5 protein-coding genes and 1 pseudogene are annotated in these 7,617 nt (G+C 61.6%); 3 read left to right on the top strand and 3 right to left on the bottom strand.

What is annotated here, in order from left to right; all coding sequences use genetic code 11:
• A pseudogene (locus VIR62_RS04970) lies at nt 1-472 on the top strand (PepSY domain-containing protein); the annotation flags it as partial.
• Between the two features lie 133 nt (nt 473-605).
• On the opposite strand, the gene hutH reads toward VIR62_RS04970, so the two are convergent.
• From hutH to hutC, 3 genes are all read right to left on the bottom strand, one after another.
• The gene (gene hutH, locus VIR62_RS04965; protein ID WP_431869193.1) at nt 606-2,141 is read right to left on the bottom strand and encodes a histidine ammonia-lyase; all 1,536 of its coding nucleotides are present in this window, start codon (nt 2,139-2,141) and stop codon (nt 606-608) included.
• Entirely contained in the window at nt 2,138-3,820 is a 1,683-nt protein-coding gene (gene hutU / locus VIR62_RS04960; protein ID WP_431869191.1) for a urocanate hydratase, read from the bottom strand. Before hutU ends, hutH begins: the two co-directional genes overlap by 4 nt.
• 285 nt (nt 3,821-4,105) lie before the next feature.
• The gene (hutC, locus tag VIR62_RS04955; RefSeq protein ID WP_431869189.1) at nt 4,106-4,855 is read right to left on the bottom strand and encodes a histidine utilization repressor; all 750 of its coding nucleotides are present in this window, start codon (nt 4,853-4,855) and stop codon (nt 4,106-4,108) included.
• Nucleotides 4,856-5,246: 391 nt separating this feature from the next.
• Here hutC and VIR62_RS04950 point away from each other — a divergent pair, with 391 nt between their 5' ends.
• Nucleotides 5,247-6,971: a ThiF family adenylyltransferase gene (locus tag VIR62_RS04950; protein WP_431869188.1), complete on the top strand. Its 1,725-nt coding sequence runs from the start codon at nt 5,247-5,249 to the stop codon at nt 6,969-6,971.
• Nucleotides 6,947-7,471 carry a Mov34/MPN/PAD-1 family protein gene (locus VIR62_RS04945; RefSeq protein ID WP_431869186.1) on the top strand — a complete coding sequence of 175 codons (525 nt, stop codon included), beginning with the start codon at nt 6,947-6,949 and terminating at the stop codon, nt 7,469-7,471. Before VIR62_RS04950 ends, VIR62_RS04945 begins: the two co-directional genes overlap by 25 nt.
• Nucleotides 7,472-7,617: the final 146 nt, after the last annotated feature.

Genomic DNA, 7,617 nt, shown 5'->3' with positions numbered 1-7,617 from the left:
CGACCGGCCCATCTATGAAGTTCGCAGCGGCGGCAGCTTGCGCCTCCTCGACGCGCGAACCGGTGATCCGGTGGCGATCGACGAGCGGCTCGCAACGGAGATCGCCCGCTCGGCCTATCACCACGAGGCTCCCGTGAGGCAGGTCACTTTCCTTCAAGAGCCCAACCTGGAGGCGCGGGATTTTTCGGGGTCGATGTGGAGAGTCGATTTCGCGAATGAAGACAATAGCAGCAGCTATGTCTCCGCCGAAACCGGCCAGCCGCTCGTCGACCGCTCCGATACGTGGCGGGTCTGGGATTTCGTCTGGATGCTCCACAACATGGACTATGTGAACCGGACGAGCTTCAACCATCCGCTGATCATCTTCGCGGGCTTCAGCGCGCTGTGGCTTTCTTTCACCGGCTTCTACCTGCTGTTCAAGAGCTTCAGGCGGCGCGAGTTTCGCTGGATCCTCGGTCGGGAAAAGGCCTGACGCACATCAAACCGGCAGCGATCACGTCCCTATTGCTGCCGCTGAGGCGCCCGTTACCCCTACAACGGGCGCCTCTTTAGTTGGAGCGAACGCCGTTGACCGTCCAGTGGACGATGTCGTGGAGGAGCGGCGCTCAGACCTTTTGGGATGGCAGCAGATGGGACACGGGCGCGACCAAACGGCCCGACAGGACGCACTCGGATGCCGCCGCCAACTCGGGAGCGATATAGCGATCGGTCGCCCAGTGTTCGGCGAAGGTGCGGACGACGGTATGGGCTTCTTCAAGCACGGCCGAGCTTTGCAGCGGCCGGTGGAAATCGAGGCCTTGGGCGGCCGAGAGGAGCTCCACGCCGACTACCGCAGCTGCGTTTGCCGCCATGTCCAGCAGTCGCCGACTGCCATGCGTGGCCATGGAGACATGGTCTTCCTGGTTGGCCGAGGTCGGAATGGAATCGACGCTCGCCGGGTGAGCCAGTTGCTTGTTTTCCGAAACCAGCGCGGCCGCCGTCACTTGCGCGATCATGAAGCCCGAATTGACGCCGCTGTCGCGAACGAGAAAGGCCGGCAAGCCGCTCATCTTCGGATCGACGAGTAGGGCCGTGCGCCGCTCCGAAATCGATCCGATCTCGGCGAGCGCGATGGCGAGGTGATCGGCCGCGATCGCGACCGGCTCCGCATGGAAATTCCCGCCCGAGACGATGTCTCCATTGTCGGCGAACACCAGCGGATTGTCACTAACAGCGTTGGCCTCGATGAGAAGCGTGGACGCCACAGTCTCGATCACGTCGAGACAAGCCCCCATCACCTGTGGCTGACAGCGCAGTGAATAGGGATCCTGCACGCGGCTGTCGTCCGTGAGGTGGCTGGCCCGGACGGCGCTCCCTTCGAGCAGGCTCTTGAGCGTGCTGGCGACGGCGATCTGCCCCTTTTGGCCGCGCATTTCATGGATGCGCGGATCGAAGGGCGCATCGGAACCCTTCATGGCGTCGACGGACAAGGCGCCGGCGATCAGGGCGCTGCCGAAGACGTTCTCCGCCTGAAAGAGTCCGGCGAGCGCCAGCGCCGTTGAAGCCTGGGTTCCGTTCAGGAGAGCGAGCCCTTCCTTCGGGCCGAGGGTAAGGGGTTTGAGCCCGACACGCCGGAGTGCGTCGGCGGCCGGCATCCTGACGCCCGCGATCGTGGCCTCGCCGATGCCGATCAGCGTGGCTGCAATGTGTGCTAGAGGTGCGAGATCCCCGGAGGCGCCCACGGATCCCTTGGCTGGCACGAGCGGTGTCACCTGATTGTCGAGCAGGCCGATGAGAGCATGCACGACGTCGCGCCGAACGCCCGAAGCGCCGCGAGATAGGCCGACAACCTTCAGGAAGATGATCAGCCGAACGATATCCTCGGGCAATGGATCGCCGACGCCGGCGGCGTGGCTGAGGACGAGATTGAGCTGCAGCTGCTCGAGTTGGCTGGTGTCGATGCGGGTGCTGGCGAGCAGCCCAAAACCGGTATTGATGCCATAGGCGGTCTCGCCGTCTTCGATCAGCTTCGCGACGACCTCAGCGCTCGCATCGACCGTCCGCCACCGCTCCTCGGAGAGGCTGACCAGGACCGGCGCAGACCAGACGCTCCGCAGTGTCGCGAGATCGACAGGCTGCTCAGCCAGATGAACGGTCTTCATTGGCGGCTAGCCACCGAGGGCAGGTCCAGACCCTTTTCGCGAGCGCAATCGAGAGCGGTCTCATAGCCCGCATCGGCGTGACGCATGACGCCGGTGGCGGGATCGTTCCATAGCACCCGCTCGAGGCGACGGGCGGCGTCCTCTGTGCCATCGCAGACGATGACCATGCCGGAATGTTGCGAGAAGCCCATGCCGACACCACCGCCATGGTGGAGCGACACCCAGGTGGCGCCGCTCGCCGTGTTGAGGAGGGCATTGAGCAGCGGCCAGTCCGAAACGGCGTCGGAGCCGTCCTGCATGGCTTCCGTTTCCCGGTTGGGGCTGGCGACGGAGCCCGAGTCCAGATGATCGCGCCCGATCACGATCGGGCCCTTGAGTTCACCCGAGGCGACCATCTCGTTGAACTTCAAGCCGATCCGGTGACGATCGCCGAGCCCCACCCAGCAGATGCGAGCCGGCAGGCCCTGGAAAGCAATCCGTTCACGGGCCCTGTCCAGCCAATTGTGAAGATGAGCATCATCGGGCAGGAGCGCCTTCACCGCCTCGTCGGTCTTGTAGATGTCGTCGGGATCCCCCGAGAGGGCGACCCAGCGGAACGGGCCGACCCCACGACAGAAAAGGGGACGGATATAGGCTGGCACAAAGCCGGGGAACGCGAACGCGTCCTCGACACCTTCTTCCTTGGCTACCTGGCGGATATTGTTGCCATAGTCGACCACTGGAACGCCCATGCGCCACCAGTCGAGCATGGCCGAGACGTGGGTCGCGATCGAAGCACGGGCGGCCTTCTCAACCGCCTTCGGATCGCTAATCCGCTTGCCCTCCCACTCGCTGACCATCCAGCCGGCCGGAAGATAGCCGTTCACAACATCATGTGCGGAGGTCTGGTCGGTCACGATATCCGGGCGGATATTGCGCCTGACCAACTCCGGCAGGATTTCCGCCGCGTTGCCCAAAAGCCCGACTGATAGTGGCCGCTTCTGCTCTACCGCTTCCTCGATAAGCAGCATGGCATCATCAAGTGTGTCTACCGCGACGTCGAGGTAGCGGGTCTCAAGCCGCTTCTCGATCCGCGACTGCTGGCATTCGATCGATAGCGAAGCGGCGCCTGCAAGACTGGCCGCCAGCGGCTGGGCGCCGCCCATCCCGCCAAGGCCGGACGTTAGGATCCACCTACCGGAGAGATCGCCGCCGAAATGCTTCCGGCCCATCTCCACGAAAGTCTCGTACGTGCCCTGCACGATGCCTTGGCTGCCGATGTAGATCCATGAGCCGGCAGTCATCTGCCCATACATCATCAGTCCGGCACGATCGAGTTCGTTGAACTTGTCCCAGGTCGCCCAGTGCGGCACCAGGTTGGAGTTGGCGATGAGCACGCGGGGCGCGTCGGCATGAGTCCTGAAGACGCCGACCGGCTTTCCCGACTGGACGAGCAGCGTCTCGTCGCTCTCAAGGCGCTTCAAGGTAGAGACGATGCGCTCGAACGCCTCCCAATTGCGGGCGGCCTTTCCGATGCCCCCATAAACGACCAAATCCTCAGGCCGCTCGGCGACCTCGGGATCCAAGTTGTTCATCAGCATGCGGAGGGGGGCTTCCGTCAGCCAAGACTTTGCTGACAACTCCGTACCACGGGGAGCCTTCACAACCCGACGATTGGGAAGGTCATCACTACGAGCCAATCGACTTCTCCTCTGTAGGCGGAGCAGCAAAAGCTTGGTCCGCCACCCTGTTTCGTCTGGAGGCCCCGGAGGCCCGATTCCTTGGGAGCCGCCCGTGGACATCGTCTCTCGTAACCCTCACCGTTTAGAAGCGCCCGTTGCGCGAGGGCAGCGAGCAGCCTGTATAGACATGTCTATATATACGGCGGTACAGTGACAAGAGTAGACGGTGGAGAATGCCCGCCGCGCGGATTCAAAACACCGCTACGTGATACGTCTCCGGCAGGTGCCGGCCGGTTGCCAGGGTCAGTCGACCGTGAACGTGTCGCTGAATTCGAACCTAGAGCCGGGGTGGATAAGGCGCGCATAAGACACGAGCCTGGACCTACTCCACGTCTGTCGGATCAAAAGGAGGGCCGGCTCGCCATCCTTCATGTGAAGAAGCTCGCAAGCTTTGGCATCAGGCATCAACGCTCGCACTGTATGGTCCACTCTCTCGAGCGGGGCGATCTTGACAAGATATTCGTTCGGCGTCGTCTGGGAGAAATCCATCTTGCCATAGCCGGGAGCGGCTGAGGCGAGAACGAGCCGCTCTTCGAGCTGGATCGGCAGGCCAGCTTCGTGGTGCACTATCAGGGAATGGAAGATCGGTGTGCCGACTGCCACTCCCAATAGCGATGCCGTCTTTCGATTGGCCTTTTCGCCAACGTTCTGAACCACCCTCGCATGATATTCATGCCCACGTGAGCGGATCTCATCGGCGATATTGCGTATCTCAATGATATGACCTTGGCGGGGCGGCTCCGCGATGAAAGATCCAACACCTGGCAAACGGACAACGATGCCGGCGTTCTGGAGTTCGCGAAGAGCTCGGCTCGCCGTCATCCGAGACACGCCGAACTGTTGAACCAGTTCGGCCTCGGACTGCAGCCTATCTCCTGGCTTCAATTCGCCGCTGCTTATCGCGTGCAGCACATACTGCTTGATCGCGACATATCGGGGCTCTGGGGCTCGTTCGTTAATGTCAAACCTACCTGCGCGTGCTGCCGTTGCCATTGGAATTCGTCCCCCCTCGCCTCCCGGCGACACCACTTCTTCTATACATGTATATGCTAGCTAACAGAAATCGCCGAGTTCAGAAACTGGCTTCAGTCGAACACGATCAACGCCACTCAGGCTTGGTTCACCCCCGGATGGAGGCGATGCGCCTTGTGCCCGCAACCGCCAAGGCTGCCTTGTCGACCGCTGCCGTTCCCTATTTGTGCTCCGAGCGCCTAGCTGTTAAGGTCCAGCCAAATTCACCACCAGGGAGAATAGAATGGCACGTCCACCACATCCGCAACATCCGGATCGACCGGGACGCCCTGATGTACCGCCTGGTCCGCCAGACGTTCCACGCCCCGAAAACCCTCCTCGTCCTCCCAAGGACCGAGAAGTCGGCTGATCGGTGCGGCCATGGTTTGAGCGTGATGCAGCGCTTCTCGAACGAGAGATAGAGGCGCTCGAAGCTGCGGGCGTTGCTGTCGAGGTAGATGAGGGTGCCCGTGAAGCGGGCGTCCTCCGCCTTCTCTTGGTCTATCCCGATAATCCCCCTGTAAAGCTAGTTGCGACCTACCCCGACTTTTTTCCCTTCTTCAGACCCGAAGTTCGCAGCGCAGACCTGAAGCTCGGACGACATCAAAATCCGATCGGCGGCAACCTTTGCTTGATTGGCCGGCGGACCAGCCGTTGGTACGCCGAAGAGACGCTGGCCGACATCCTAAAGCTCCAGATGCCGCATCTGCTTGATTACGCGAGGACGGGGGATGCGGAGCCGCTTGCAGAAGTGGAGGAGCCCCAAGGTGAGCCAGCGAGCGAATACTATAATTCGGACTCACCCGTCGGTTCATATCTCCTGTTCGACGGGCGCTGGTCCATCCCAGCGCAGGTCCAAGAGGGTTCCTTCTCAGCCAGATGCCGCCTTCTTCCTCACGACGGCGCCCTGCCCTTGAAAATCCAAGGTTACGTGGCCGAGATCAGATCATCTGACGGCAAAGCGCTGGCCAGGTGGGAAGGCAAACCGCTGGAAGGATTCCCCGAAACCGTTCGCGGCAGGTGGCTGCGCCGTGCAGCTCCAATTCTTGGTGACATCAACCTCTTCAAGGAGGAGTTGGGCGAACAGTGGGACTGGTTAATGGACGAAGCCCGCTGGCCGCCTCGGCGCCACGTCGCGCTGGGCGCTGTGCTTTTTCCAGAAGAGGTGCAGCATCAAGAGTTTGGTGACGGATGGGCCGTCATGCAGTGGGTCGGCAGTAGGCGCAAAAAAGGGCTTCCCCGATCGATTACCGGATCCTTTGTGAGAGCGGCTCGCGCCGGTCCGACGGATCTCGCTGCACGTATGCCGGCTGCTGCAACACTCTCCGATACATCTGTGATCTTCTTCGGCCTTGGCGCCATAGGCGCGCCAGCTGCGATCGAGCTCGCGCGAGCCGGACTTGGCAAGCTTACTCTCGTCGACCACGACATCGTAGAGCCCGCCACAGTTCGGCGTTGGGCCTATGGCCTGACCGCTTTCGGCGAAAAGAAGGTTTCGGTCATAAAGGAACGATTGGCCGCCGAATATCCTTGGACGGCCATTCAGATTGAGGAGATCCGCATAGGCGCAGCTGTCGATCCGGGCGTAGCCCAACGCCAAGGCGAACGCATGGAACAGCTAATTGAGGGGCAGCACCTCATGATCGACTGCACTGCCGAAATGGGCGTCAATCACTTCTTATCGGAATTCGCCCGCGTGCGTGGCTTGCCCTACCTCATCGCCAATGCGACCCCAGGCGCTTGGGGCGGGATTGTCGCCCGATTTGAGCCTGCCTCACCCTGCTGGATGTGTTTCCGTCACGCGCTTTACGGCGACTCCGGAGCTGCCTTGCCGCCGGCTGATCCCCAAGGTGAGGTCCAACCGCCAGGATGTGCAGAGCCGACGTTCACCGGCAGCTCGTTCGATTTGACAGAAATCAGCCTGGAGCTCGTGCGTGTGGCGGCAGGTCTGCTCGGCGGCAATGACGGCTATCCGCGCAACGACTGGGATGCAGCCGTTCTGCACCTGCGTGACAATGCCGGCCGACGCGTACCGCCCCACTGGGAACCCATTACTATTCCGCGACGGCGTGAATGCACATGCGCAGACAGCCGCTAGTTTGGCTAAGCGCCGACGCCTGGCTTTTCATGATGGGCGAAGCAGACGCCAAGGAGCCGCTCGAGACCGGAGGTATCCTCGCCGGTTACTGGGCGAATGCCCGTGAGGTCGTCATAAGCGCCGCATCAGGCCCTGGTCCGGACGCTGTGCATCTAAGCCACCGGTTCAAACCCGACCCGGAGTATCAGGAAACCTGGATTTCACACCGGTATTTGCAAACCAAAGGCATCGAAACCTATCTCGGCGACTGGCATACTCATCCTGGTGCCACCGTCGCAAATCCTAGCCGGACCGACCGATCGACGGCTCGACGGATAGCAAATGCAGCCGAGGCGCGCGCACCCAATCCGGTGACATTGATTCTGGCGGGCGACACGACCTCGTGGACGCCAACGGCGTGGATAGCCCGATTAGTGCCCGTGATCGGACCATGGTCCCGCCTACGAATGGAGAATTGCGAAGTGCGCCCTTACGTCGGTAGGGCTCTCGGACGAGATTAGCCGGGAATTCGTCTAGAGATACCTGTATGGCATGGAGCCTGCGGAACGCTCGTCGTAAAACTACGTCGCCGCGACCATCGGCCACTATTTCCAGCATGATCGATGCGCTACGATATTATGCGAAGAACTCGACCTTAATGGGCAGC

This window comes from Allosphingosinicella sp. (assembly GCF_036570505.1).
GTDB lineage: Bacteria > Pseudomonadota > Alphaproteobacteria > Sphingomonadales > Sphingomonadaceae > Allosphingosinicella.
This window is presented reverse-complemented; position numbering and strand designations above follow the sequence as displayed.